The following is a 23672-nucleotide window of genomic DNA, read 5'->3' on the forward strand; positions in this document are numbered from 1 at the left end:
ACCATTGCATGAGCTATCTTGAATCCAATCTCAAAACCGTCCCCACGGGTCTGCGCAAGATCCTGTTCATCAACTGGCCGCTGGTGATCCTGCTTTCGGCGGTCGCTTCGGTGGGCTTTCTGATGCTTTATTCCGTGGCGGGCGGGGATATCCACACATGGGCCGAGCCGCAGATGGAACGTTTCGGCATCGGCATCGCGGCGATGTTCATCGTGGGCTTCACGCCGATCTGGTTCTGGCGCAATGTCTCGGCGCTGATCTATCTGGTGGCACTGCTGCTGCTTCTGGCGGTGGAGCTGTTCGGGGCGATCGGCATGGGGGCGCAGCGCTGGCTGGAAATCGGGCCGGTCCGTATCCAGCCTTCCGAGTTGATGAAGATCGCCGCTGTGATGCTGTTGGCGGCCTATTATGACTGGTTGGACGTCAAGAAGGTGTCGCGCCCGATCTGGGTGCTGATCCCCGTGATCCTGATCCTGTTGCCCACCTTTCTGGTGCTGACCCAACCCGATCTGGGCACCGCCGTCCTGCTGGTTGCGGGGGGCGGGCTGGTGATGTTCTGCGCCGGTGTCAGCCTTTGGTATTTCGGCACGGTCATCGCCCTTGTCTGCGCTCTTGTCTTTACCGTCATGGAAAGCCGCGGCACCGACTGGCAGCTTCTGCATGACTACCAGTATAAACGCATCGACACCTTCCTTGATCCGGGTGCCGACCCTCTGGGGGCGGGCTATAATATCATGCAGGCCCAGATTGCGCTGGGGTCGGGCGGGCTGCACGGGCGCGGCTATATGCAGGGCACGCAATCGCGGCTGAACTTCCTGCCCGAGAAACATACCGACTTTATCTTCACCACACTGGCCGAGGAATTCGGCTTTGTCGGTGCTTTCTCCCTGCTATGCCTTTATGCGGGGATCATCGGTTTTTCGGTGCATTCGGCCTTGCGGAACAAGGACAGGTTCTCCTCCTTGCTGACATTGGGGATCGCAGGCACCTTCTTCCTGTTCTTCGCCATCAATATGGCGATGGTGATGGGGCTGATGCCGGTGGTGGGTGTGCCGCTTCCGCTTGTATCTTATGGCGGAACCGCGATGATGATCCTGCTTGCCGCCTTCGGCCTTGTGCAAAGCGCCCATATCCATCGCCCCCGATAGGAGCCTTTCATGCCCCGCATCCTCTTTGCCGCCACCGAAGACGACTGGCACGATTACCGCCACTGCCTTCCGAAAGCCTTGCAGGACAAGGGTCTCCACGCCGAGCTCATCCCCTATCACGAAGGGCTGGACCCTGCTCTGGTGGAGTATATCGTCTATGCGCCCGCAGGCCCTTTGCAGGACTTCAGCCCCTATACCAAGGCCCGCGCCGTGCTATCGCTTTGGGCGGGGGTCGAGAAGATCGTGGGCAATACCACCCTCACACAGCCTCTGTGCCGGATGGTCGATGAGGGGCTGGAAAAGGGTATGGTGGAATGGGTGCTGGGCCATGTGATGCACCACCATCTGGGCTTGGGCTTCTTTGGTGCCCATCAGGATGGCGTCTGGCGCAATGACCGTGCGGCCCCTCTGGCATCAGACCGCAAAGTGACCGTTCTGGGCTTGGGAGCTTTGGGGCAGGCCTGTGCAAGAATGCTGGCGCAGGTGGGCTTTGATGTGACCGGCTGGAGCCGCAGTGCCAAGGCCATTGACGGCCTCACCTGCCTACATGGCGAGGCGGGTCTGACGCAGGCGCTCTCTAGCGCCGAGGTGCTGGTGACGATCCTGCCGCAAACGCCCGAGACCACCAATCTGCTGGATGCCGCGCGTCTGGCGCTTCTGCCCGAGGGGGCGGTGATCCTGAACCCCGGACGCGGCACGGTGCTGGTGGACGACGCCCTTCTGGCCGCGCTGGATGCAGGGCAGATCGGTCATGCGGTGCTGGATGTCTTCCGAGTGGAACCGCTGCCCGAGGCCCATCCCTTCTGGGCGCATCCCCGCGTGACCGTGACCCCGCATATCGCCGCAGCCACCCGCCCCGAGACGGCGTCAAAAATGGTGGCCGAAAACATCGCGCGGGCCGAGGCCGGACAGCCCCTGCTGCATCAGGTCGACCGGACACGCGGCTATTGAAAAAGGCGCCCTAGGGCGCCTTTCCTGTCACAGATCCTGCGTCTCGACCTGTAGCTGCGCCGCAAAGCGGGCGAAATTGTCAGAAACCGAACCCCAGTCCGCCAAGCGGGAGGCAAAGAGCGTTGCCTGCGACTGATGGATCATGCCGTCCGACAGGATCTTCAGGTGATTGGCCCGCAGCGTTTCGCCCGAAGAGGTGATATCGGCAATCGCCTCGGCGGTGAGGTTCTTCACCGTGCCCTCGGTCGCGCCTTGGCTATCGACCAACTGGTAATCCGCCACACCCTCGCGGGTCAGGAATTCGCGCACCAGACGGTGGTATTTCGTGGCAATCCGCAGCCGCATGCCGTGGGTCACGCGGAAAGCATGGGCCACGGCATCAAGGTCTTCCAGCGTATCGACATCGGCCCAGCAATCGGGCACGGCGATGATCAGATCGGCATGGCCAAAGCCCATCGGTGCCAGATCGACCACCTGCTTGTTCCAATCCACCAGCTTGTCGCGCACCAGATCAGAGCCCGTCACACCCAGATGGATACGCCCCGCCGCCAGTTCACGCGGGATCTCGGAGGCCGACAGCAGCACCAGTTCAACGCCCTCGGCCCCTTCGACAGCACCCGCATATTCGCGGTCGGACCCCGTGCGCTTCAGCGTCACGCCGCGTTCCGCGAACCACGCAAAGGTCTTTTCCATCAGCCGCCCCTTGGACGGCACACCCAGCTTGATCATGCTCATCGGCCTGCCTCCAGATCTGCCAATACGCCCGGACGGATGACGCCGCCCACGGCCGGAATCTCGGCACCCTGCCCCAGAATGCGGGTCAGCGCGTCATAGCGCCCGCCGGTGGCCACAGGCGGCATATCGGGGTTCTCGGTGGCAAAGCTGAACACGAAGCCGTCGTAATATTCCATCGTCGAGCGCCCGTGGCTTGCGTCAAAGCGCAAAGCGCCCAGATCAATCCGGCGGGCCTTGAGCGCCGCCAGACGCGTTTCCAGCCGCTCGATCGCCGGAGCAATCGCGGGGATATCAAGCGCACGCAGTGCGGCAGGCGCATCCGCGGCGGCGCAATTCAGCGCAAACAGCGCATCCAGCTTATCCACATCGGCGCGGGAAATTGGCGCGGCCTCGGCCTCTTCCTTCAGCACGGAAATCCGCAGCTCCATCTCGCCCGAAGACCGCAAGCCGATCCAAGGCGCTTCCGAGCGCATGCCACCCAGCGTCTCGCGACGCGTCTCGGGCACGGGCACAAGCCCCGCATAACGCTGAAGCAGTTTCTGGAACCGCGCGGGCCGCCAGATATGACGCGAGAGCGCCGCCTTGCGGGCGGGCATCGTGTCGAGCCCGTCCACCGCCGCGCGCAGAATGCCGAAATCACCGATGGTGGCCGTCAGACCCAGCCGCGACAGAAGCCCGTTGAACAGCGCGAAAACCTCGGCATCGGCGGTTTCTGGGTCCTCGCGGTCGAAAACCTCATAGCCCACCTGCTGGTATTCCACCGCGCGGGCGGACCCAAGATGATCCTGACGGCGGAAAACCTCTCCCAGATAGCAATAGCGCGCAGGCTCGGCGCCGCCTGCCATATGCGCCTGCACCACGGGCACGGTAAAATCGGGGCGCAGCATCATCTCGCCCTGACCGGGATCATGGGTGACATAGGCGCGGGCGCGGATATCTTCGCCGTAAAGGTCCAAGAGCACCTCGGCGGGTTGCAGAATATCGGGCTGGATCTCTTGCGCCCCTGCCGAGAGGAAGGATTGCAGGATGCGCTGGCCGGTGGCGCGGGCCTCGGTCTTGGTCGCCATTATTTCACCTCGTAGCGGGCCAGCATCTTGCGCGTCTCGGCCACCAGATCGGCGCGCGAGACCTCGACCTGAGCGGGCTGCGATTTCCATTCCTCAAGGCTGGCTTCCTGCGCAAGCTTCGCGCCAAGCACCAGATCCTTAAGCTGCAGCACGCCGCGATCCGCCTCATCCGAGCCTTGGATCACAGCCACGGGGCTTTCGCGTTTATCTGCGTATTTCAGCTGGTTACCGAAGTTCTTGGGGTTGCCCAGATAGACTTCGGCGCGGATACCGGCGGCGCGCAGCTCGGCGGCCATCAGCTGGTATTCACCCATCCGGTCGCGGTCCATCACGGTGATGACCACTGGGCCTTGGTGGCTGGCACCGATCCGGCCCTTGGCACGCAGCGCGGCCAGCAGGCGGTCCACGCCAATCGACACGCCCGTTGCAGGCACCTCTTGGCCGGTGAAACGTTTCACCAGATCATCATAGCGCCCGCCGCCCGAGACCGAGCCGAACTGGCGTTTGCGGCCCTTTTCGTCAAGGATTTCAAAGGTGAGTTCGGCTTCAAAAACGGGGCCGGTGTAATAGCCAAGACCGCGCACGACGGACGGATCAATCTCGATGCGGTCCGAGCCAAAGCCCTGAATATCCAGCAGTTCCGCGATCTGTTCGAGTTCATTCACGCCCTCGGTTCCGATCAGCGAGCCGCCGACCAATTCGCGCAGACGCGCCGCGGTGGCGGTGCCAGTCGCGCGTTTGGCGGACATGAAGCCCATCACGATATCGCATTGCTCGGGGGTCAGGCCTGCGCCTTTGGTGAAATCGCCCGAGTCGTCCAGACGCCCCGGCCCCATCAGAAGCCGCACGCCCTCTTCGCCGAATTTGTCGAATTTATCGATGGCGCGCAGGACGGTGCCGCGCTCTTCCTCGAAACGGGTCGGGTCGGAGGGATCCAGCACGCCCGCGACCTCCATCACGCCATTCAGCACCTTGCGGTTATTCACGCGCACAAGGTAGTCGCCGCGTGGAATACCCACAGCTTCGAGCGCGGTGGAGAGCATGCCGCAGATCTCGGCATCGGCGGCCACGGTGCCCGAACCAACCGTATCGGCATCGCATTGATAGAACTGGCGGAAACGGCCCGGGCCGGGTTTTTCATTGCGCCAGACGGGGCCCATCGTATAGCGACGATAGGGGCTGGGCAGGTCATTGCGGAATTGCGCTGCGACCCGCGCCAAGGGGGCGGTCATATCATAGCGCAGTGCCAGCCATTTGCCGTCGTCTTCTTCCTGCCATGCGAAAACGCCAGCATTGGGGCGGTCCACATCGGGAAGGAATTTGCCAAGCGCCTCGACGGTTTCCACAGCCGAGGTTTCCAGCGGGTCGAACCCATGAGAACGATAGACCTCGGCAATGGTTGCGAGCATTTCCTGACGCTCGGTCACTTCCGAACCGAAGTAATCGCGGAAGCCTTTCGGCGCTTCGGCCTTGGGGCGGGGCTGTTTCTTCTGCTTGGCCATGGTCTTTCCCAATACTGGTTGTGGCCAAGGCAATAGCGGCTTGCGCCAAAGGGGGCAAGGCTTTGGGGGGCGGTTGGAATGATGATTTCCCTTCGCGCGCAGGCATGGCATAAGCGCGCCAGACCTTTCGGGTGGCTCGGCCACCCTTGGCAGTGGAGAGCGGAATGGATCGCAGCACGCAACTGGAAGAGAAACTGGCCCATCTGACCCGCATGGTCGAGGACCTGTCGGATGTGGTGGCGCGTCAGGACGGGCAGATCACCAAGCTGGAGCATCGGGTGTCGATGCTTCTGGAGCGCGAGGCGCAGCGCGAATATGACGACAGCAGCGCGATTCCTCTGGCCGACCAGCGCCCCCCGCATTGGTGATTATTTCTGGGGGCCTCGGCGCATCGGGGCATCGAGCCCCTTGCGCCTCGCGAAGACCGCCCCTTTGGGCGGCTTCGGGCGCCCTGTTCAGACGTGCTGGCCGCCATTGACCTCGATCTCGGTGCCCGTGACATAGCTTGAGGCATCCGAACAGAGATAATAGATCAGATCGGCCACTTCGGAAGGCTGACCCAGACGGCGCATCGGGATATTCTCGACGATTTTCTCGGTGCCGGGCGACAGGATCGAGGTCTCGATCTCGCCCGGGGCGATGGCATTGACACGCACCCCCAGAGGCCCGAAATCATGGGCCATTTCACGGGTCAGCGCCTTGAGGGCTGCTTTGGATGTGGCATAGGCCGCCCCCGCAAAGGGATGCACCCGCGAACCCACGATCGAGGTCACATTGACCACCGAGCCTTTCGCCGCGCAGAGTTCCTCCTTCAGCCCGCGTGCCAGCACGATGGAGGCGAAGAAATTCACATGGAACACCTGCCCCCATGTCCGCAGATCGGTTTCCAGCGCGGAAAGCCGCCCGCCCTCTTTGGTTTTGGGCGAAATCCCCGCATTGTTGACCAGCGCATGTAGCTTGCCATCGAGACGGTTATGGATTTCGGCAATGGCATTCATCGTCTGCTGGGGGTCGGCCAGATCCAGCTGGATATGGTCATCCTCGCCGCCCCAGGGACAACGCGGGTCGAAAGGCTGCCGCGAGCAGGTCAGCACCCGCCAGCCTTCACGGTCGAACCGTTTCACGGTGGCATGGCCGATCCCGCGGCTGGCTCCGGTCAGTAGGATCACCTTGCGTTCGTCCATGATACGACTCTCCTGATAGATACAGACAAGACCTAGTAGTTCTGTCGGGAACCGCAAGGCCTCACGTTCTGTCGCATGCTCTTCACACTTCGCGCAGAACGTCCTAACAAGGTTCATCTTCACGGAGACAGCGCATGAGACCCCAGACCATGAAACAAGACTGGCCCGCCGCCGCCCGCACCCTTTCCGAAGCCCTGCCCTATCTGCAGCGCTATTCCGGAGCCGTCGTCGTTGTGAAATTTGGCGGCAACGCCATGGGCGATGATGACGCCATGGCGCAATTCGCCCGCGACATCGTGCTGATGCGACAGGTCGGCGTGAACCCCGTGGTGGTGCATGGCGGTGGTCCGATGATCAACGAGATGCTCGACAAGCTGGGCATCAAATCCGATTGGGTGCGCGGCAAGCGTGTCACCGACAAGGCCACGGTCGAAGTGGTCGAGATGGTGCTGACCGGCCTTGTGAACAAGCGCATCGTTCAGGCGATCATGGATGAGGGCGGCCGTGCCGTAGGGATCTCCGGCAAGGATGACGACCTGATGGTCTGCGAGGCCGATGACCCCGAGTTGGGGTTTGTGGGCCGCCCCGTCGAGATGAATGTGCAGGTGATCCGCGATCTGTATAATGCGGGCATCATTCCGGTGATCGCCCCTGTTGCCACCGGCATGAAGGATAACGAGACCTTCAACGTGAATGGCGATACCGCAGCCGGCGCCATTGCTGGCGCGCTGAAGGCCGACCGCCTGCTTCTGCTAACCGATGTGAAAGGCGTGAAAAACAAGGCCGGTGAGGTCGTCACGCAGATGACCCCCGAGGAAGTGCGGGCCATGATCGCCGATGGCACGATCGCGGGCGGCATGATCCCCAAGACCGAAACCGCGCTGGCCGCCGTGGAGGCAGGTGTGCGGGCGGTGGTCATTCTGGATGGACGTGTGGACAATGCCTGCCTGCTGGAGCTGTTTACCGAAGGCGGCGCCGGATCGATGATCCGCTCCAGCACGCCGCGCGTAAAGCCGCAAACGGCCTGACGCGCCGCGACGGAAATCGCAAGCTCCCTTCCGAGGGGGCTTGCCGCATCAGGGCAGGCTTGGCACAGTGAGCCTGTGATCCGGACTGCCAAGTGATCACAATTTCACCTTAGACAGAAGGGCTTGCCTTATGACGACTCCTGCCGGGTATCGCCGCCTGATCCTGACGCGACATGCCAAGTCCAGCTGGGACGACCCGACCCAAGATGATTTTGACCGGCCCCTCAATCAGCGAGGCCGCTTTGCGGCAACCGAGCTGGGGGATTTTCTGGCCTCGCGCGGGTTGGAGCCGGAAGAAGTGCTCTGCTCGCCTGCGGCGCGCACAAAAGAGACATGGGCGCGGGTCAAAGGCGCGGTTCTGGAGAGCCTGCCAGCCGAGCATTTCATCCCCGAACTCTATCAGGCCAATGCCGCACAGCTACTGGCCACGCTCCGGCAGGCACATATGCCGACGGTCATGATGCTGGCACATAATCCCGGCATTGCGGATTTTGCCGCGAGCCTGCCCGCGCGGGTGCCGCTCTCCTCGGATTTCCGCCGCTATGTGACCTGTGCAACGCTGGTGGTGGATTTCCAGATCGATAGCTGGGCCGAGCTGAAACCGGGCAGCGGGTCGGTGATCGATTTCTTCACCCCCAGCCGCCGCGGCTAAGCTGCCATATCAACTCTTCGGTGACCTCTTCGGGCCTGCAGGCCGAAGCCTCTGTCGCTGGCGGCTTCGGCAGGTTTCGGGGCGCTTTTCTTTCAGGCGATTGCCCGACCGAGATGGATTTACCCGCGGCGCCTGCCGCCTGCTGCCATGAGCGAGGGCATGGAAAAGGGCCGATGGGAACGCGCCCCACGGCCCTGAGGGTATCCGACAATGGGGGCCGGATCGGCCTGGGGCATTGAACCCCAAGCCGATCCGGTCGGGGGCGATGCCCCCTCCGCGCCCTAACCGACGCCAGTCTCAGTGATTGAGGATCTGGCTCAGGAACTGCTTGGTGCGTTCCGACTGCGGGTTGTGGAAGAAGTCATGCGGGTTGTTCTGCTCCACGATCTGACCATCGGCCATGAAGATCACGCGGTCAGCCACGGATTGCGCGAAGCCCATCTCGTGGGTCACGCAGAGCATGGTCATGCCCTCTTCCGCCAGTTCGATCATGGTGTCGAGCACCTCCTTGATCATCTCGGGGTCAAGCGCCGAGGTCGGCTCGTCGAACAGCATGATCTTCGGCATCATGCACAGCGAGCGGGCAATCGCCACACGCTGCTGCTGGCCGCCCGAAAGCATGCCCGGATATTTATGGGCCTGATCGGGGATCTTCACCTTTTCAAGGAAATGCATCGCGGTTTCTTCCGCCTGCTTCTTCGGGATCTTGCGGACCCAGATCGGTGCCAGCGTGCAGTTTTCCAGAATCGTCAGATGCGGGAAGAGGTTGAAGTGCTGGAACACCATCCCGACTTCCGAGCGCACCTTGTCGATGTTCTTCAGGTCATTGGTCAGCTCGGTGCCGTCCACGATGATCTTGCCCGACTGGTGTTCTTCCAGACGGTTGATGCAGCGGATCATGGTGGATTTCCCCGACCCCGAGGGCCCCGCGATCACGATCCGCTCGCCACGGGTGACGGTCAGATTGATGTCGCGCAGAACGTGGAACTGGCCGTACCACTTGTTCATGCCCTCGATACGGATTGCGACCTCGTCGGAAGCCTTCGGATTAGCAGCAGGTGCCATAGTCATATCAGCCATTAGTCTCTGGCCTCCTTATCGGTGGTCACGTTTCAGCTTGCGCTCGAGATACATCGAGTAGCGCGACATGCCGAAGTTGAAGAGGAAGAAAATCACCCCCACGAAGATGAAGGGTTCCCAGTAGATCCCCTTCCATTCGAAGTTGTTGCGGATTGCATCGGGGATGGATTTCAGCGGATCATAGAGGCCCACGAAGGTCACCAGCGTCGTATCCTTGAACATGCCAATGAAGGTCGACACGATACCCGGGATCGAGATCTTCAGCGCCTGCGGCAGGATGATCAGCCGTTGTGCTTTCCAGTAATCCAGACCCAGCGCATCGGCGGCCTCATATTGGCCACGCGGCAAGGCTGCCAGACCGCCACGGATAACCTCTGCGATATAGGCCGCCGAGAAGAGCGTCACCAGGATCATCACCCGCAGGATGATGTCGAAGCTGGTGCCCGGCGGCAGGAAGTAGTTCAGCAGGGTCGAGGCCACGAACAGCAGCGTGATCAGCGGAACGCCACGGATGAACTCGATGAAGATCACCGAGAGCGTCTTGATCAGGAACATATTCGACTGGCGGCCAAGCGCCAGCATGATCCCCAAGGGCAGCGACAGGCCGATGCCCCCTGCCCCGATCACGATGGCCAGCAGGAAGCCCCCGAACTGGTTCGAGCCTACCGGCGTGATGGCGACGGGCAGCACTGCGGACAGCGCGGCATCGACCGGATCGGTGGCATAGAGCCAGAACAGCACCGGCAGCACAATGGCCGCCGCCACCGCCAGGACCTTGTTCAGCGGCGTCACCAGACGCAGCGCGGCAAACCCCAGCGCAAAGCCCACGGCGATCATGATCACCGGCCAGAGAGAGCCGCCCCACAGCAGCCATAGGGCCAGCAGCGGATAGGCCACCGAGAAGGCCAGCAGCATCCGCGGCAACTGCGAGAACAGCACCGGCGCAATCGCGACGAAAAGCAGCACGAAGGTCAGGGTCGGACGCCAGTAGAGATCGCTCGGATAGAAGCCGAAGATGATCTGGTTCCAGCGATGCTTGATCACCGCCCAGCAGGCACCGTTCGCGCCCTCGCCCCATGTATCGGCAATGATCTTGCGACATTGCGACAGGCTATCGGCATTCCAGACGCCATGCAGGAACCACGCATAGAAATGCATGACAAACATATAGACGACGGCCAGCCCCAGAAGGGTCAGGACGGTGTTGCTCCAGCCGGAGAACAGGTTCTCGCGCAGCCATTTCACCGCGCCGGACTGGGCCGAAGGCGGCTCTTGCTGCGGCAACATGGTGTCGCGCACATAGGCCACGGTTTGTGCATGTGTATCGCTCATCTCACCGCTCCTTCAGCTTTACAGACCGGTTATAGAGGTTCATCACGCCGGAAATGGCCAGCGAGACAGCAAGATAGATCAGCATCATCAACAGGATGGCCTCGATCTCGCGACCGGTCTGGTTCATCGTGATCCCGCCCAGCGTTCCGCGCAGGTCCATATAGCCCACGGCAATCGCCAGCGAGGAGTTCTTGGTCAGGTTGAGATACTGCGAGATCAGCGGCGGCACGATCACCCGCAGCGCCTGCGGCAGGATCACCAGCTTCATCGTGCGGTTCGGACGCAGCCCGAGGGCAAATGCCGCCTCGGACTGCCCGCGCGACACCGACATGATGCCCGCACGGACGATTTCCGCGATGAAGGCACCGGTGTAGAGCGTCAGACCCAGCCACAGCGCGACCAGCGCGTTCGACACATCCACCCCGCCGGTAAAGTTGAACCGCTCGAGCACAGGCGGGTTCAGCGTTATGCCGAGCGCCGCCAGCAGGACGATGGCAGGCACGAACAGGATCAGAGCCGATTTCCACCATGTCGCAGGACGCAGACCCGTGGCGCTTTGCACGCGGGCCGCATGGGCGCGCAGCTTGCGATTGGCCCAGAGCGACAGCAAGACCACAGCGGCGAAGGCGAGGAAGTTCAAAGAGATCGGCGCAAGCGGTGTATCGATCACGCCCAGACCGCGGGAAAATTCGACCCCCGGAATATGGGTGCCGCGATTGGTGAAGGCCACCGTATCAAACAGCAGCATCGAGGCCGCAGGATGCTCGCCGCGATAGGCCGCAGGCGACGGCGTCAACTCGGTCAGCACGGCCACAGCCACCAGAATCCAGAGCAGCACCGGCACATTGCGGAACGCTTCGACATAGATCGTCATCAGGCGCGAGATCAGCCAGTTTTTCGACAGCCGCAGGATCCCCGCGACCACGCCGAGGATGGTGGCCGCCACACAGCCAAGGAACGAGACCCAGAGCGTGTTCAGCAGCCCCACCAGCGCCGCGCGGGCATGGGTGTCATCATTGCTATAGGGGATCAGGGTCTGGGCGATGTCATAGCCCGCCCGCTGCCCCAGAAAGCTGAAATTAAAATCCTTGCCCAGCAGCGCGAAATTCGCGATCACGTTATCGACGAGCCAGAGCACGCCAAGCATCACGAGGATCAACGTGACGATCTGGATGGTCAGAGACCGGTAGCGCGTATCGTATATGAGATCGCTGAGCCGGAAGCCACGCTCCGGCCCATCATGCGCATTTGACATGAGTTATACCCCTGTATCCGGCAGAGCGGCGGATTGGTCGCCAATGAGGTCGTTGCCTCGCCTGCAGGCTTGTTTTTATTGGAATGGAAAAGGGGCGCCCGGTTGCCCTGCGCCCCTTCTCGCGTTGTGCTTAGCGGAAGGGCGGCGCGTAAAGCAGACCGCCTTGGGTCCACTGTGCGTTCAGCCCGCGCGCCAGACCGATCGGAGTGGATTCACCGATGGTGGCGGCGAAGATCTCGCCATAGTTGCCGCCCGCCTTGATGGCGCGCTTGGCCCATTCCGCGTCCAGACCGAACATCTTGCCCAGATCGCCCTCGGTACCCAGAATCCGGCGAATTTCCGGATTCTCGCTCGAGCTGGCCAGCTCGTCGGCATTGGTCGAGGTGATGCCGTATTCCTCGGCGGCGATCAGCGCGTTCAGCGTCCAGCGGACGATGTCGCCCCACTGGTTATCCCCATGACGCACCGACGGGCCAAGCGGCTCTTTGGAGATGATTTCCGGCAGGATGATGTAATCGCCCGGATTGGCGAAAGCGGCACGGGTGGCAGCCAGACCCGACGCGTCGGTGGTATAGGCGTCACAGGCCCCTGCGAGGAATTGCTGCTCGCCTTCCGAGTTGGTGTCGACCGAAACCGGATTATAGCTCATGCCATTGGCTTTGAAATAATCGGCAAGGTTCAGCTCGGTGGTGGTGCCGGTCTGGATACAGACGGTCGCACCATCAAGTTCCTTGGCCGAGGTCACGCCCAGATCCTTGCGGACCATGAAGCCCTGACCGTCATAATAGTTCACGCCCGCAAAATCGAGTTTCAGGTCGACATCGCGCGAGAAGGTCCAGGTGGTATTGCGCGACAGCAGGTCGATTTCGCCCGAGCTCAGCGCCGTGAAACGGTTCTGGCTGGATACCGGCACATAGGTGACCTTGCTGGCATCGCCCAGAACGGCGGCAGCAACGGCTTTACAGATCGCGACGTCGAAGCCGGTCCAGTTGCCATTCGCATCCGGCGTTGCAAAGCCCACCAGACCCGAGTTCACGCCACAGTTGAGCGTGCCGCGCGCCTTCACATCATCCAGCGTCGAAGCGGACGCGATGCCGGCGGTCAGACCGGTCGCGGCCAATGCGCCGAGAAGTGCAAGTTTAGTCATTATTACCTCTTCCTGAGTTGCCACTCTTTTGAGCGGTTCTTAAGCGGTTCTCTTCCGGTCATGTCTCCGCAAGAGACTGTGAGGTTATCCCCAGTGCCAGAATTGTGAGCGAGTTACCGCGCGGAGGTCAAGGGACCAATCCACTTTCAACCAAGAAAATCGCTCAGCGAATAGGCAAATGCTCAGGAAGAAATCGAAAACCTAGCCATTTAGACAGGCTTATTTACCATGTAATAAAAGCCAAAACCGCTCGGCATCCAGTAGCGCCTGTTTTTTGACCATATCTGCAAGATGGGCCTCTTCGTCCTGCCCCCACTCTTCGGCCTGAAAGCTTTCGTCGATCCGCGAAAGCGTGAAGGCAGATTCTGCCTGCAGATGGCCCTCGATGACTGCCAGCCCGAGAATCAACGACCCCGTGATTCCGACCAGATCATGCAGCGCCGAAAGCTGGAAAGGCGTCAGAGCCGCCACATGGGCACGCAGAACCTGCAGATCCGCCTCCGGTTGCGCCACCGGCAAAAGCCCCTGTGTCACGTTCAGCACGACCCCGAAACGGTCTTTGGCCCATGCCAGAAGCGGGTCCCAGCCCTGCGCCTGACGCTCGGCCAGAACGGCGGGCGTCGTCGCACGATAACACAGCAGATCGGTGCCGCCATATTCGGCGATATAGGCCGCAACTTCGGCATGCTGGCTGGCAACCTTGTCGATTGCGGCATTGGCAGCACGGGTCAGCGGCATGGTTTCGGGCCGGATCTCGCCCTCCTGCGCCTCCCATTCCGCAGCGATCGCCTGCGCCAATGCGCGGCTTGGCACGGCAAACGGTGCCTTGGCGGGGGTTTTCACCGCACGCCCATCCAGCGCCACGCCGAAGCCGTCATCATGCGCCGTAACGGTGGTCTCTTTCCAGAAACGTTTCGCAGTCCAGGTGCTCATTTTTGCGCCTCCGCCATATTGCCCAGAAGCTCCTCAAGCTCGTCAAAATCCGTCACGATACGGTCGGCCCCCACCTCGCGCAGCGCCTCGACAGGATGATAGCCCCAGGACACACCGATGGTCCGGACGCCCGCTGCCCGCCCCATCTGGATGTCATAGCTGGTATCGCCGATCATCACCGCCTGATCCGCCCTCATCCCCGTCTCGAGCAATGCCGCCTCGACCATCGAGGGATGCGGCTTCGACGGGTGGTCATCGGCACATTGCAGCGACTGGAAATGCGTCTCCAGCCCGTGATATTCCACCAGCGCCCGCAACCCGCGACGCGACTTTCCGGTGGCCACTGCCAGAACGGTATCCTCGCGCCGGTGGAGACGGTCCAGCAGCTCCCGCGCGCCCGGATAAAGCGGGGCCGGACTGGCGGCACGGGCGGATTTGTAACTGGCTTTATAGCCCGCAACCACCGCATCGCGGATCTCCTGCGAGGCCTCGGGCAACAGCCGCACCAGCGCCTCGGGCAGGGACAGCCCGACGATCGACAGCACTTCGGATGTCGGCAGCGGCGTCAGCCCAACGGCTTCGAACCCCATCGCCATCGCATGGGTAATATGGTGCTGACTGTCCGATATCGTGCCATCGACGTCGAAAATGGCCAGCATCACATCATATCCTCGAAGGGATCGGCGGGCACGTCATTCTCGTGCCAGTCCAAGAGCTTCCATGTCCGCTTCATATGCTCGGGCAGAGGTGCCTGAAGGGTGATGCGCTTGCCGGTGATGGGGTGGTCGAAACTGATCTGGCGGGCATGCAGATGCAGTTTGCGCGACACTTCGCCGCCCAGCTGCGCCCCCCAGCCATCGCCCATATTGTCCTGCCCCGAGCCGCCATATTTGCCATCCCCCACGATCGGGTTGCCCAGCTCGGCCATATGCGCACGCAACTGGTGGGTGCGCCCCGTGATCGGCACCAGCGCGACCCATGACAGGCGCTGCCCAAGGATATGCAGCGTGAAATAATCGGTGGTGGCGCGCTTGGCCTCGGGATGTTCGTTCATTTTGGCCGGATGCACGCAGATCATCTTCTCGCCCGCACCATGCGGCCCGTGCCCGCCCTGCTTTTCCAGACCATAGCGGATGGTGCCGAATTTCGGCTGCGGCGCACCGGCCACGGCAGCCCAGTAGATCTTGCGGGTGGTCTTGCGGCGGAAGGCCTCGGACAAGCGGCGCGCCACGCGGTCGGTGCGCGCCAGCAGCAGCACCCCCGAGGTATCCTTATCCAGACGGTGCACCAGCTTGGGGCGCTCCTTGTAGCCGAACATCAGCGCCTCAGCGAGGCCGTCCACATGGACATGCCCCTGCCCCGAGCCACCCTGCGACGGCAGCCCCGGCGGCTTGTTGAGAGCGATGATATGCTCGTCTTTCCAGATCACACAGGACTGGATCATCTTCTCCTGCTCGGGCGTGATTGGCCCGCGCGCGGCGCCATCGATCTTCGGCTCGGGACGTTCCTCGGGCAGCGGCGGCACGCGCACCTCTTGCCCTTCTTCCAGACGATGGGCCGGTTTCACCCGCCCGCCATCCACGCGGATCTGCCCCTTGCGGCAGAGCTTTTCGACCATGATCTGTGTGATCTGCGGGAAGCGCTTCTTGAGAAAGCGGTCCAGCCGCATCTCTGCCCCATCCGCGTCGACTTTGATGTTTTGAACCTTGCTCATGCCAGCACCCAGCGCATTACATGCACTCCGAAAATCAATCCAAGAAGAGACGCGATCAGCGAAATCGCGACATAGACACCCGCCAGACCGGTCTCTCCGCGCTCGATCAGCGTCCAGGTCTCCAGCGAGAAAGAGGAGAAGGTGGTGAACCCGCCCAGAATACCGGTCGCCAGAAAGGCGTTCCAGTGGGTCAGTTCCTTCTGCCCCAGAAAGGTGATCAGCGCGCCCATCAGAAACGAGCCGACGATATTGACGAAGATCACCCCCAACGGGATCTGTTGCGGCCCGATCAGCCGCAAGATCGCCACGCCGGACAGATAGCGCCCCGATGCCCCGATCGCGCCACCCAGCGCCACTTGTACTACCGTCATCAACATCCGCGTCTCCTGTCGTGGGCGCTCAAACCCCGCATACGGGCCGATGTCAACCGGTCGGCCCGCGCCTTGCCTGCGCGCTTGTGCCATATTCAAACCGTCAATGCACCGCAAATCCCGTATTCATCTCGTGCAATATCGGGATTACTGTGCCGATATGAGTGATCTGTTCGACAATAGCCCCGAGATGCCCGCCTCCACGCCGCCCGCCCGCGCCAGCGAATCGCGCGACCGGCCATTGGCGGATAGCCTGCGCCCGAAAGACCTGAGCGAGGTGATCGGCCAGACGCATATTCTTGCCCCCGATGCGCCTCTGGGGCGGATGCTGGCCACTGGCAAACTGTCCTCGATGATCCTCTGGGGGCCGCCGGGGGTGGGCAAGACAACCATCGCGCGGCTGCTGGCGGATGCCTCCGACCGCCACTTCGTCCAGATCAGCGCGATCTTTTCGGGTGTGCCCGAATTGCGCAAGGTGTTTGACGCCGCCAAGACCCGCCAGCGCGCGGGTCAGGGCACGCTGCTATTCGTGGACGAGATCCACCGCTTCAACAAGGCCCAGCAGGACGGCTTCCTGCCGCATATGGAGGATGGCACCATCGTGCTGGTGGGAGCGACCACCGAGAACCCCAGCTTCGAGCTGAACCGCGCCCTTCTGTCCCGCGCGCAGGTGATGGTGCTGCACCGGCTGGACGCAGCCGCGTTGGGCGAGCTGCTGACACGCGCCGAAGCCGCCCGCGGGACGCCCCTGCCCCTGACCGAGGAGGCGCGTGCCACGCTGGTGGCTATGGCCGATGGCGACGGGCGCGCGATGCTGAACCTTGTCGAACAGGTGGCCGCCATCCGCACCAGCCAGCCGATGGATGCCAAAGAGCTGGCCCAACGCCTGCAACGCCGCGCGGCCCAATATGACAAGACGGGAGACGAGCATTACAACCTGATCTCGGCGCTGCATAAATCGGTGCGCGGCTCCGACCCTGACGCCGCGCTCTACTGGTATGCGCGGATGCTGGAGGGCGGCGAAGACCCGCGCTATCTGGCGCGGCGCTTCGTGCGCATGGCGGTGGAAGATATCGGGCTGGCCGACCCACAGGCGCAAAGCCACGCGCTGCATGCATGGGAAATCTACGAGCGTATCGGTTCGCCTGAAGGCGAATTGGCGCTGGCGCAGACAGTGATCTATCTGGCCTTGGCCCCGAAATCCAATGCGGGCTATGTGGCCTATAAAGGGGCGCGGGCGCTGGCCAAGCAGACGGGGTCGGCCCCGCCGCCGAAACATATCCTCAATGCGCCGACCAGCCTGATGAAAGAGCAAGGCTATGGCGAGGGCTATGCCTATGACCATGATGCCGAAGACGGGTTCTCCGGTCAGAACTACTTCCCCGACAACGTTCCGCGAACGCAGCTTTACGACCCGCCCGACCGCGGGTTCGAACGCGAGATGCGCAAACGGATCGACTGGTTCGCCAAGCTACGCGCCAAAAGGACCCCCTAGATCAGGCGGTGTTCACGCGCCTTGCGGATCGCCTCTGACGTGGTGCGGGCACTCAACCGGATACGCGCCGATTTGAGCCGCGCCTTGAACGCGCTTTCGGTAATGCCCAAACGCGCCGCCGCCGCTGTATGCCGGTCCCCTGCGGCCAGAAGGCGCAGCGCCTCTGCCTGCGCATCGGTCAGCGAAAGACTTTCCTCGTGATGCTCGTGCAGGATATGGGTGATGCGCTCTAGCGTGGCCAGCTCGTCATCGGTAAATTCACGCGCGGTATGCGAAATCCCGACGATCGAACGCGACGACATCGGCCCGACCCCCGCAACCGCACCGTAATTCAGCCCGAAACGGCGCGCCTGCTCGAAGATGCCGAAAGGATCGGGAAACCGGATCTCGCTCCAGCGGACCCGCCCCGTATGGGAAATCCCCCAGAAGACCACGGGATCGCGCAGATAATAGGACCGCTCGTTGTAAAGCTGGATCCATTTGGGATCATAACTCGTATGATAAATGCGTGCCTGCGCAAAACGGACGTGCAAACCAACCATAAATCCGGCTGGCGCGAGCTCGTTGAGCTCATCAAGCAGACCTTGCGTTTTAGAATCAAAAGACATGGCAGCCTAACGTTTAACTAAAAGAAGCAGCCAGCCCAAGCCAAAGGCCTACCGGTCTGCCAAGAAATCAAACAGCGCACCAAATAATGCGCCACTTCACCAGTTGCGGCGCCCCCTATTTCAGCTTTCCACTAAAATCTTAAATAAACCATTGAAAAACCCCGCCCAAACGGGCGGGGTTTGATCTTATCAGACCGAAAGGTCCGATTATTCTGCCGCTGCTTCTTCAGCTTCGAGGCGCGCACGGTCTGCAGCACCTTTTGCCGAGGAATCGCGCTCGACGAACTCGATGATCGCCATCGGAGCCATATCGCCATAACGGAAGCCGGCTTTCAGAACGCGAACATAGCCACCTTGACGGTCTTTGAAACGCGGGCCGAGAACTTCGAAGAGTTTGGCCACGTCTTTGTCCTGCTTCAGCTGGGCTGCTGCCTGACGACGTGCGTGCAGGTCGCCGCGCTTTGCCAGCGTGATCAGCTTTTCGATCACCGGACGAAGCTCTTTTGCTTTCGGCAGGGTGGTTTTGATTTGCTCGTGCTCGATGAGCGAGCCAGCCATGTTCGAGAACAGCGCCTTGCGGTGTTCATGGGTACGGTTGAGACGGCGGTAACCGCGAGCGTGACGCATGTGAATTCTCCGTAATTGCGTTTTGCTTTGTCAGGGCGACCGATGCGTGCCGGTGCCTCAGTTGGGGCGGAGCCCGATATTCCCAGCCTGCGCTGGCATTGAATGGGGGGCGTGTAGCCCACGCCCCCCTATCCGTCAAGCCTGTAAGCGGAAGATCAGAACTGATCTTCGAAACGCTTGGCCAGATCTTCGATATTTTCCGGCGGCCAGTCTTCGACTTCCATCCCGAGATGCAGCCCCATGCCCGAAAGCACTTCCTTGATCTCGTTCAGCGACTTGCGGCCGAAGTTCGGGGTGCGGAGCATCTCGGCTTCGGTTTTCTGGATGAGGTCGCCGATATAGACGATATTGTCGTTCTTGAGGCAGTTTGCCGAACGGACCGACAGTTCCAGCTCGTCGACCTTCTTGAGAAGGAGCGGGTTGAACTCGAGGCCGTCTTCCGCGTCCTGCTTCGACGCCGATTCGGGCTCTTCGAAGTTGACGAAGATCGACAGCTGGTCCTGCAGGATACGCGCAGCAAAAGCCACGGCGTCTTCCGGCGTGATCGAGCCATCGGTTTCGATCTTCATGGTCAGCTTGTCATAGTCCAGCACCTGACCTTCACGGGTCGGGGTGACTTCGTAGGCGACCTTTTTCACCGGCGAATAGATCGCATCGATCGGGATCAGACCGATGGGCGCGTCTTCCGGACGGTTCTTATCGGCAGCGACATAGCCTTTGCCGGTATTGACGGTCAGCTCCATGAACAGGTCGGCACCATCATCAAGGTGGCAGATGACATGCTCTTTGTTCAGAACTTCGATGCCTGCGGTCTCGGAGATGTCGCCAGCGGTCACAACGCCCGGACCTTTGGCCGAGATCGACACGCGTTTGGGGCCTTCGACATCCATACGCAGCGACACGCCCTTGAGGTTCAGCACGATGTCGGTGACGTCTTCACGCACACCGGCCACGCTGGAGAACTCGTGGAGCACATTGTCGATTTGTACGCTGGTGATGGCCGCGCCTTGCAGCGAGGACAGCAGAACGCGGCGCAGCGCGTTCCCCAGGGTGAGACCAAAACCACGCTCAAGCGGTTCTGCAACGAGCGAAGCCTGACGCTCCGGATCGTTACCCGGTTTTACTTCCAGCTGCGTCGGCTTGATCAGCTCGGCCCAATTCTTGTGGATCATGCAGTGCCTCCATACCTGTTCCCAGCCCATGTCCTAAGCAGGGAACGCCCGAGGATAGAATGCGGACACGATTGGGCCGCGCGGGAAATCCCACACGGCCCAACCGGAATTCAGAAATCAGACGCGGCGGCGCTTCGGCGGACGGCAGCCGTTATGCGCGATCGGGGTGACGTCACGGATCGAGGTGACAGCCAGACCGACAGCAGCCAGTGCGCGCAGAGCCGACTCACGACCCGAACCGGGGCCTTGAACTTCGACGTCTACGGTGCGCAGACCGTGCTCTTGTGCTTTGCGTGCAGCATCTTCTGCAGCCATCTGAGCGGCGTAGGGGGTCGATTTACGCGAACCCTTGAAGCCCATGGTGCCCGAGGACGACCACGAGATGGCGTTGCCCTGAACGTCAGAGATCAGGATCTTGGTGTTGTTGAACGACGAGTTCACATGAACAACACCAGCGGCGATGTTCTTGCGCTCTTTACGCTTCGTGCGGACTTTATCACGTGCCATGTGTCAAGCCTCCCCTTACTTCTTCTTGCCAGCGATGGCTTTTGCCGGGCCCTTACGGGTACGAGCATTGGTATGGGTACGCTGACCGCGAACCGGCAGGTTCCGGCGGTGACGCAGACCGCGGTAGCAGCCCAGGTCCATCAGACGTTTGACGTTCATTTGAACTTCACGGCGCAGGTCACCTTCAACGGTGAGGTTTGCGTCGATATATTCGCGGATCGAAAGGACTTCCGCATCCGACAGCTCGTTCACACGACGGGTCACGTCGATGTTGACGGCTTCGCAGATTTTACGGGCGGTGTCGTTGCCGATACCGGTGATGTAGGTCAATGCGATCGGGACGCGTTTCCCGGTCGGAATGTTGACGCCAGCAATACGTGCCAAAGCGTTCTTCCTTCACGTTGCGGTTCCGTAGTACCAGAACCTTTTTTCACAACAGATGGCCCGAAACCTCATGTTCCGGACCCTGATTCCGACAGACCGACTGACCCATCGAAAAATTGATTCTCATAAGAGAGACTTGCACCTACGAGGTATCCTCCTTCAGGTCAAGCCTCTCTATGCATTATTCTTGCTGATCAAGGATCGCCGCGATCTGCGCCGAGACCGTGCCGATTTCAGCCAGACCATCAACGCGGAACAGATCGCCCGCGTGATAATAATAACCGATCAGCGGCGAGGTCTTTTTGTAATACTCGCGCAGGCGGTCGCCGAAGACTTCGGCATTGTCATCCTTACGGACCGGCTGACCTGCCGCACGGGCCTCTTCGGCGCGCCCGACAATGCGGTTCACCAGAACGGCATCATCGACAACCAGCTCGATCACGGCATCCAGCTTCTGCCCCATACGCGCCAGAAGCGCGTTCAGCGCATCCGCCTGCCCCAACGTGCGCGGGAAGCCGTCGAAGATGAACCCGTTGCCCTCGTCCGAGGACAGCTTCTCTTCGATCAGGCCGATCACGATATCATCGGTGACCAGCTCGCCACGATCCATCACCTCGGCAACCTTGTTGCCCATCTCGGTGCCGGAGGTCTTGGCCTCGCGCAGCATATCGCCAGTGGACAGCTGGACCATCCCGCGATCTGCGACAAGCTTACCTGCCTGGGTGCCTTTGCCGGCCCCGGGCGGGCCAAGCAAGATGATATTGGTCATGATGTCTTTCCTTTCAGCGGCGCGCGGGGGCCTTACGACCGGACTTCTTGCGCTTACCACGAAGTTGAGATTTTTCGATCAGACCTTCGTATTGGTGCGCAAGAAGATGCGACTGCACCTGATTGATCGTGTCCATCGTCACCGAAACGATGATCAGAACCGAGGTGCCGCCAAAATAGAACGGGATCGAAAGCGAAGAGCGGAGGATTTCCGGCAGCAGGCAGACCGCCGCCAGATATGCCGAACCGATCACCAGCACACGCGAAACCACGTAATCAAGGTAATCTTCGGTTTTCTTGCCGGGACGGATGCCCGGAATAAAACCGCCTTGGTTCTTGAGATTGTCCGCGACTTCATCCGATTTGAAAGAAACGTTCGCCGTGTAGAAATACGCGAAGAACACGATCATCGCCACGTAGAACAGCAGATAAAGCGGCTGACCCGGCCCGAAATAAGCCAGAATGGTCGACATCACGGGGCCGGTATTCCCGCCCGAGAATGTCGCAATGGTGGTCGGCAGCAGCAGAAGCGACGAGGCGAAGATCGCAGGGATAACACCTGCGGGGTTCACCTTGATCGGCAGGTGCGACGAGCCGCCATCATAGATTTTCATCCCCACCTGACGGCGCGGATATTGAATATGGATCTTGCGCAGAGCGCGTTCCATGAAGACCACGAAGCCGATGACCGCAATGATCATGACGATCACGGCAATGGTTGCCGGAAGCGAGATCGCCCCCGCACGGCCTTGCGCAAGGAAGCTTGCGAAATGCGCAGGAATCTCGGCCACGATGCCGACGAAGATGATCAGCGAGATGCCGTTACCGATACCGCGCGACGTGATCTGTTCGCCGACCCACATCAGGAACATGGTGCCGCCAACCAGCGTGATCACCACAGCCGCTTGGAAATACATGCCCGGATCATGCGCCAACCCACCGGCTTCCAGCGATTTTGCCAGACCGAAGGCCTGGAAGGTCGCAAGGGCCACGGTGCCATAGCGGGTAATCTGGTTGATCTTCTTGCGGCCCTGTTCGCCCTCTTTCTTCATCTGCTCCAGCGCCGGAACCATAGCGGCCAGCAACTGAACGATGATGGAGGCCGAGATATACGGCATGATGCCCAGAGCAAAAATACCCATGCGGCCAAGCGCACCGCCGGTGAACATCGACAGGATGCCCCCGAGACCCGAGCCTGCGTTCTCCATAAAGTCGCGCAGGGCCTGTGCGTCGATCCCCGGCACAGGGATATAGGTCCCCAACCGGTAGATGATCAGCAGACCGATGGTGAAGAAAATCCGTTGGCGAAGCTCGGTGGCCTTGCCCAGGGCGCCCCAAGAGAGGTTCGCCGCCATTTGCTCTGCAGCAGATGCCATATGCCTGTCTCTTTCATGTCAGCGCCGCCAGACCGGGTTCCCGATCGGCGGCGCCAGAAAACCTATGCCTATGTAAGCGGGCACGCGCCCGCTCACAACAGCTTATTCAGCCTTACTCGGCAGCGGCAGCCGCAACGGTGAGTTTACCGCCTGCTTTTTCGACAGCCTCAACAGCCGATTTCGAAGCACCGGTGACGTTCAGGGTCAGAGCGGATTTGACTTCGCCTTTTGCCAGAACGCGCACGCCGTCCAGTTTACGACGCACGAGACCCGAAGCAACCAGCACGTCTTCATTGATCTCTGCTTTCGCATCGATCTTGCCCGCTTCGATGAATTTCTCGATCAGGCCGAGGTTCACAACCGCGAAATGCTTGGCGTTCGGCTTGGTGAAGCCACGCTTCGGCAGACGACGGTAGAGCGGCATTTGGCCACCCTCGTAGCCGTTCAGTGCAACGCCCGAACGCGACTTCTGACCTTTGATACCGCGACCAGCGGTTTTACCTTTGCCCGAGCCCGGACCGCGTGCAACGCGTTTTTTCTTCTGGGCTGCGCCCGCGTTATCGCGGAGTTCGTGAAGTTTCATATCGCTTCTCCTCTCGCCGGACATGACCCCAGAAGCGTAGCTGGGCCAGACTC

26 protein-coding genes are annotated in these 23672 nt (G+C 61.1%); 6 read left to right on the forward strand and 20 right to left on the reverse strand.

Going from position 1 to position 23672, the window contains the following annotated elements; all coding sequences use genetic code 11:
- Positions 1–8 precede the first annotated feature (8 nt).
- Both rodA and WDB88_RS12740 read left to right on the forward strand, forming a co-directional pair.
- The gene (gene rodA / locus WDB88_RS12735; protein ID WP_339108044.1) at positions 9–1148 is read left to right on the forward strand and encodes a rod shape-determining protein RodA; all 1140 of its coding nucleotides are present in this window, start codon (positions 9–11) and stop codon (positions 1146–1148) included.
- A gap of 9 nt (positions 1149–1157) precedes the next feature.
- Complete coding sequence (locus WDB88_RS12740; protein ID WP_339108045.1) at positions 1158–2099, forward strand: glyoxylate/hydroxypyruvate reductase A; 942 nt, start codon at positions 1158–1160, stop codon at positions 2097–2099.
- Between the two features lie 27 nt (positions 2100–2126).
- Here WDB88_RS12740 and hisG read toward each other — a convergent pair whose 3' ends face one another.
- From hisG to hisS, 3 genes are read right to left on the reverse strand one after another with little or no spacing between them, the layout of a single operon-like run.
- Entirely contained in the window at positions 2127–2834 is a 708-nt protein-coding gene (hisG, locus tag WDB88_RS12745; RefSeq protein ID WP_339108046.1) for an ATP phosphoribosyltransferase, read from the reverse strand.
- Positions 2831–3901 (reverse strand): ATP phosphoribosyltransferase regulatory subunit, encoded by a 1071-nt coding sequence (locus tag WDB88_RS12750; RefSeq protein WP_339108047.1) that lies wholly within the window; start codon positions 3899–3901, stop codon positions 2831–2833. Before WDB88_RS12750 ends, hisG begins: the two co-directional genes overlap by 4 nt.
- Positions 3901–5403 (reverse strand): histidine--tRNA ligase, encoded by a 1503-nt coding sequence (gene hisS, locus WDB88_RS12755; protein WP_339108048.1) that lies wholly within the window; start codon positions 5401–5403, stop codon positions 3901–3903. Before hisS ends, WDB88_RS12750 begins: the two co-directional genes overlap by 1 nt.
- Positions 5404–5567: 164 nt before the next feature.
- Between hisS and WDB88_RS12760 the strand changes: the two genes are divergently transcribed.
- Positions 5568–5771, forward strand: coding sequence for a SlyX family protein (locus WDB88_RS12760; protein ID WP_339108049.1), 204 nt, complete (start codon positions 5568–5570; stop codon positions 5769–5771).
- 87 nt (positions 5772–5858) lie between these two features.
- Here the strand turns inward: WDB88_RS12760 and WDB88_RS12765 are convergent, their stop codons facing one another.
- A complete protein-coding gene (locus WDB88_RS12765; RefSeq protein ID WP_339108050.1) occupies positions 5859–6587 on the reverse strand; it encodes an SDR family oxidoreductase in 729 nt (242 codons plus the stop codon).
- A 149-nt stretch (positions 6588–6736) separates the two neighbouring features.
- On the opposite strand from WDB88_RS12765, the gene argB reads away from it, so the two are divergent.
- Positions 6737–7615 (forward strand): acetylglutamate kinase, encoded by an 879-nt coding sequence (gene argB, locus WDB88_RS12770; RefSeq protein ID WP_339109538.1) that lies wholly within the window; start codon positions 6737–6739, stop codon positions 7613–7615.
- A 130-nt stretch (positions 7616–7745) separates the two neighbouring features.
- Positions 7746–8267, forward strand: coding sequence for a histidine phosphatase family protein (locus WDB88_RS12775; protein WP_339108051.1), 522 nt, complete (start codon positions 7746–7748; stop codon positions 8265–8267).
- Between the two features lie 297 nt (positions 8268–8564).
- Here the strand turns inward: WDB88_RS12775 and WDB88_RS12780 are convergent, their stop codons facing one another.
- The 8 genes from WDB88_RS12780 to crcB form a co-directional block, all read right to left on the reverse strand.
- Positions 8565–9347 (reverse strand): amino acid ABC transporter ATP-binding protein, encoded by a 783-nt coding sequence (locus WDB88_RS12780; protein WP_339108052.1) that lies wholly within the window; start codon positions 9345–9347, stop codon positions 8565–8567.
- A 15-nt stretch (positions 9348–9362) separates the two neighbouring features.
- Positions 9363–10679 carry an amino acid ABC transporter permease gene (locus WDB88_RS12785; RefSeq protein WP_339108053.1) on the reverse strand — a complete coding sequence of 439 codons (1317 nt, stop codon included), beginning with the start codon at positions 10677–10679 and terminating at the stop codon, positions 9363–9365.
- 1 nt (position 10680) lies between these two features.
- A complete protein-coding gene (locus WDB88_RS12790) occupies positions 10681–11934 on the reverse strand; it encodes an ABC transporter permease subunit (protein ID WP_339108054.1) in 1254 nt (417 codons plus the stop codon).
- Positions 11935–12064: 130 nt separating this feature from the next.
- Positions 12065–13081: an amino acid ABC transporter substrate-binding protein gene (locus tag WDB88_RS12795; protein ID WP_339108055.1), complete on the reverse strand. Its 1017-nt coding sequence runs from the start codon at positions 13079–13081 to the stop codon at positions 12065–12067.
- Between the two features lie 219 nt (positions 13082–13300).
- Entirely contained in the window at positions 13301–14014 is a 714-nt protein-coding gene (locus tag WDB88_RS12800) for an ATP12 family protein (RefSeq protein WP_339108056.1), read from the reverse strand.
- Positions 14011–14673: an HAD-IA family hydrolase gene (locus tag WDB88_RS12805; RefSeq protein ID WP_339108057.1), complete on the reverse strand. Its 663-nt coding sequence runs from the start codon at positions 14671–14673 to the stop codon at positions 14011–14013. Before WDB88_RS12805 ends, WDB88_RS12800 begins: the two co-directional genes overlap by 4 nt.
- Positions 14673–15728: an RluA family pseudouridine synthase gene (locus WDB88_RS12810; RefSeq protein WP_339108058.1), complete on the reverse strand. Its 1056-nt coding sequence runs from the start codon at positions 15726–15728 to the stop codon at positions 14673–14675. The genes WDB88_RS12805 and WDB88_RS12810 overlap by 1 nt, the downstream gene beginning before the upstream one ends.
- The gene (crcB, locus tag WDB88_RS12815) at positions 15725–16099 is read right to left on the reverse strand and encodes a fluoride efflux transporter CrcB (RefSeq protein ID WP_339108059.1); all 375 of its coding nucleotides are present in this window, start codon (positions 16097–16099) and stop codon (positions 15725–15727) included. Before crcB ends, WDB88_RS12810 begins: the two co-directional genes overlap by 4 nt.
- A gap of 190 nt (positions 16100–16289) precedes the next feature.
- Here crcB and WDB88_RS12820 point away from each other — a divergent pair, with 190 nt between their 5' ends.
- Entirely contained in the window at positions 16290–17594 is a 1305-nt protein-coding gene (locus tag WDB88_RS12820; RefSeq protein ID WP_339109539.1) for a replication-associated recombination protein A, read from the forward strand.
- On the opposite strand, the gene WDB88_RS12825 is transcribed toward WDB88_RS12820, so the two are convergent.
- From WDB88_RS12825 to rplO, 8 genes are all read right to left on the reverse strand, one after another.
- Positions 17591–18136 carry an autoinducer binding domain-containing protein gene (locus tag WDB88_RS12825; protein ID WP_339108060.1) on the reverse strand — a complete coding sequence of 182 codons (546 nt, stop codon included), beginning with the start codon at positions 18134–18136 and terminating at the stop codon, positions 17591–17593. The genes WDB88_RS12820 and WDB88_RS12825 overlap by 4 nt on opposite strands.
- A 273-nt stretch (positions 18137–18409) precedes the next feature.
- Complete coding sequence (gene rplQ, locus WDB88_RS12830; RefSeq protein ID WP_339108061.1) at positions 18410–18829, reverse strand: 50S ribosomal protein L17; 420 nt, start codon at positions 18827–18829, stop codon at positions 18410–18412.
- Positions 18830–18984: 155 nt separating this feature from the next.
- The gene (locus WDB88_RS12835; RefSeq protein WP_339108062.1) at positions 18985–20001 is read right to left on the reverse strand and encodes a DNA-directed RNA polymerase subunit alpha; all 1017 of its coding nucleotides are present in this window, start codon (positions 19999–20001) and stop codon (positions 18985–18987) included.
- A gap of 117 nt (positions 20002–20118) precedes the next feature.
- Positions 20119–20508, reverse strand: a complete 390-nt coding sequence (rpsK, locus tag WDB88_RS12840; protein WP_339108063.1) for a 30S ribosomal protein S11 — start codon at positions 20506–20508, stop codon at positions 20119–20121.
- 15 nt (positions 20509–20523) lie between these two features.
- A complete protein-coding gene (gene rpsM / locus WDB88_RS12845; protein ID WP_339108064.1) occupies positions 20524–20892 on the reverse strand; it encodes a 30S ribosomal protein S13 in 369 nt (122 codons plus the stop codon).
- Positions 20893–21073: 181 nt separating this feature from the next.
- A complete protein-coding gene (locus tag WDB88_RS12850; protein WP_339108065.1) occupies positions 21074–21661 on the reverse strand; it encodes an adenylate kinase in 588 nt (195 codons plus the stop codon).
- A gap of 13 nt (positions 21662–21674) precedes the next feature.
- Positions 21675–23036 carry a preprotein translocase subunit SecY gene (gene secY, locus WDB88_RS12855; protein ID WP_339108066.1) on the reverse strand — a complete coding sequence of 454 codons (1362 nt, stop codon included), beginning with the start codon at positions 23034–23036 and terminating at the stop codon, positions 21675–21677.
- A 112-nt stretch (positions 23037–23148) separates the two neighbouring features.
- Positions 23149–23619, reverse strand: a complete 471-nt coding sequence (gene rplO, locus WDB88_RS12860) for a 50S ribosomal protein L15 (RefSeq protein ID WP_339108067.1) — start codon at positions 23617–23619, stop codon at positions 23149–23151.
- Positions 23620–23672: the final 53 nt, after the last annotated feature.

Source organism: Thioclava sp. GXIMD4216 (genome assembly GCF_037949285.1).
Classification (GTDB): Bacteria; Pseudomonadota; Alphaproteobacteria; order Rhodobacterales; family Rhodobacteraceae; genus Thioclava; species Thioclava litoralis.

Coding starts and splice junctions, on each gene's coding strand:
- rodA (WP_339108044.1), top strand. CDS start 9: ATGAGCTATCTTGAATCCAATCTCAAAACCGTCCCCACGGGTCTGCGC.
- WDB88_RS12740 (WP_339108045.1), top strand. CDS start 1,158: ATGCCCCGCATCCTCTTTGCCGCCACCGAAGACGACTGGCACGATTAC.
- hisG (WP_339108046.1), bottom strand. CDS start 2,834: ATGAGCATGATCAAGCTGGGTGTGCCGTCCAAGGGGCGGCTGATGGAA.
- WDB88_RS12750 (WP_339108047.1), bottom strand. CDS start 3,901: ATGGCGACCAAGACCGAGGCCCGCGCCACCGGCCAGCGCATCCTGCAA.
- hisS (WP_339108048.1), bottom strand. CDS start 5,403: ATGGCCAAGCAGAAGAAACAGCCCCGCCCCAAGGCCGAAGCGCCGAAA.
- WDB88_RS12760 (WP_339108049.1), top strand. CDS start 5,568: ATGGATCGCAGCACGCAACTGGAAGAGAAACTGGCCCATCTGACCCGC.
- WDB88_RS12765 (WP_339108050.1), bottom strand. CDS start 6,587: ATGGACGAACGCAAGGTGATCCTACTGACCGGAGCCAGCCGCGGGATC.
- argB (WP_339109538.1), top strand. CDS start 6,737: ATGAAACAAGACTGGCCCGCCGCCGCCCGCACCCTTTCCGAAGCCCTG.
- WDB88_RS12775 (WP_339108051.1), top strand. CDS start 7,746: ATGACGACTCCTGCCGGGTATCGCCGCCTGATCCTGACGCGACATGCC.
- WDB88_RS12780 (WP_339108052.1), bottom strand. CDS start 9,347: ATGGCTGATATGACTATGGCACCTGCTGCTAATCCGAAGGCTTCCGAC.
- WDB88_RS12785 (WP_339108053.1), bottom strand. CDS start 10,679: ATGAGCGATACACATGCACAAACCGTGGCCTATGTGCGCGACACCATG.
- WDB88_RS12790 (WP_339108054.1), bottom strand. CDS start 11,934: ATGTCAAATGCGCATGATGGGCCGGAGCGTGGCTTCCGGCTCAGCGAT.
- WDB88_RS12795 (WP_339108055.1), bottom strand. CDS start 13,081: ATGACTAAACTTGCACTTCTCGGCGCATTGGCCGCGACCGGTCTGACC.
- WDB88_RS12800 (WP_339108056.1), bottom strand. CDS start 14,014: ATGAGCACCTGGACTGCGAAACGTTTCTGGAAAGAGACCACCGTTACG.
- WDB88_RS12805 (WP_339108057.1), bottom strand. CDS start 14,673: ATGCTGGCCATTTTCGACGTCGATGGCACGATATCGGACAGTCAGCAC.
- WDB88_RS12810 (WP_339108058.1), bottom strand. CDS start 15,728: ATGAGCAAGGTTCAAAACATCAAAGTCGACGCGGATGGGGCAGAGATG.
- crcB (WP_339108059.1), bottom strand. CDS start 16,099: ATGACGGTAGTACAAGTGGCGCTGGGTGGCGCGATCGGGGCATCGGGG.
- WDB88_RS12820 (WP_339109539.1), top strand. CDS start 16,290: ATGCCCGCCTCCACGCCGCCCGCCCGCGCCAGCGAATCGCGCGACCGG.
- WDB88_RS12825 (WP_339108060.1), bottom strand. CDS start 18,136: ATGGTTGGTTTGCACGTCCGTTTTGCGCAGGCACGCATTTATCATACG.
- rplQ (WP_339108061.1), bottom strand. CDS start 18,829: ATGCGTCACGCTCGCGGTTACCGCCGTCTCAACCGTACCCATGAACAC.
- WDB88_RS12835 (WP_339108062.1), bottom strand. CDS start 20,001: ATGATCCACAAGAATTGGGCCGAGCTGATCAAGCCGACGCAGCTGGAA.
- rpsK (WP_339108063.1), bottom strand. CDS start 20,508: ATGGCACGTGATAAAGTCCGCACGAAGCGTAAAGAGCGCAAGAACATC.
- WDB88_RS12850 (WP_339108065.1), bottom strand. CDS start 21,661: ATGACCAATATCATCTTGCTTGGCCCGCCCGGGGCCGGCAAAGGCACC.
- secY (WP_339108066.1), bottom strand. CDS start 23,036: ATGGCATCTGCTGCAGAGCAAATGGCGGCGAACCTCTCTTGGGGCGCC.
- rplO (WP_339108067.1), bottom strand. CDS start 23,619: ATGAAACTTCACGAACTCCGCGATAACGCGGGCGCAGCCCAGAAGAAA.